Raw genomic sequence first — 1,223 nt, 5'->3', positions numbered from 1 at the left:
CCACCATGGCGCGGTCATGGGAACGCGCGGCGGCCAACGCCCCGCGCACCCCGTCGACGTCGGTGTTGTCGGCGTGCCAACCCGCCGGGCACCGCACCAGCGTATTGGCCGATCCGACCAGCCGGGCCCGGTCGCTGACGTCATCGGCGAACCGCAGTGCGGCGAACTTCCCCGGCATCGTCACCGACACCCCGACCCACTCCGGGCCGAACCCGGCCACCACCTGCGGCAACTGCTCGCCGGTGCACTCGATGCGCTCATAGGTCCAGTCGGACAACCCCAGCGCGCGGTAGGCCGCCAGGTGCAGCTGCGGGGAACGCGAATGCGCGATCGGCAAGCCGAGCACCCCGGCGCGGCGGGCAGGGCTCGTCGCGGCGCAAGCGCTCATCGCGCCGAGTCGAGGACACCGTTGCGCCGGGCGACCTCGATGTTGGCGAGGTGCTGCTCGTACTCACGGGTGAACAACGTGGTCCCCTGCATGTCGACCGTCACGAAGTACAGCCAGTCCCCCGGCTCCGGCGCCTCGGCGGCGGCCAGCGCGGGCAGACCGGGCGAACAGATCGGCGTGGCGGGCAGGCCGGGGCGCACATAGGTGTTCCAGGGTGTGGCCTGCGCCCGGTCCCCGTCGGTGGTCGCCACCTCGATGCGGTCCAACGCGTAGTTCACCGTGGAATCGAACTCCAGCGTGCGCTCTTCGGCGAGCCGGTTGTAGATCACCCGAGCCACCTTCGAGAAGTCCTCCGGGGTGGACTCACGCTGCACCAACGAGGCGACGACGAGCACCTCGTAGGGCGACATGGCGTTGGAGACCGCGGTGTCCAACAGCCCGTTCTGCTCGTACACCGCCGCGCTGCTCCCGATCAGCGTGCCCAGCATGGCCCGCGGCTGGGCCGACGGATCGATGTTCCACGTCCCGGGCGCGATCAACCCCTCCAGGCGCCGATGGTCGGCCCCCATCGCCAGCACCGGATCGGTGGCCCAGGCCGGGACCTGCAGCTCGGCCGGCGGCAGCGCGGCCGCGACGTTGCGCAGATCGTCGACCGACACACAACGGGTCTCACCGTCGAGGTCGACACACGAGGCGTCGGCGATCAACGTCAGGATTCCGTCGGTGACGGCATTGGTCTTGACATCGCGGACGTCGTCGAGCTGGCGTCCCTCGGGGATCACCAGCCGGCCCACCCGGTTGGCCGGATCGGTCAGGCGCGCCACCGCATCGGCCG

Annotated in this window: 1 protein-coding gene and 1 pseudogene; both read right to left on the bottom strand. The window is 70.8% G+C overall.

Annotated features, from left to right (window positions below; all coding sequences use genetic code 11):
- Window positions 1–388 (bottom strand): annotated as a pseudogene (locus ACN27A_RS34590) (shikimate dehydrogenase); the annotation flags it as partial.
- The coding region (locus ACN27A_RS34585) for an endolytic transglycosylase MltG (RefSeq protein ID WP_421459263.1) at window positions 385–1,223 on the bottom strand (839 nt) is incomplete at its 5' end. The pseudogene ACN27A_RS34590 and the gene ACN27A_RS34585, both read right to left, overlap by 4 nt.

This window comes from Micromonospora sp. WMMD737, from assembly GCF_049179055.1.
In the GTDB taxonomy this organism is placed as follows: Bacteria; Actinomycetota; Actinomycetes; order Mycobacteriales; family Micromonosporaceae; genus Micromonospora; species Micromonospora reichwaldensis.
This window is presented reverse-complemented; position numbering and strand designations above follow the sequence as displayed.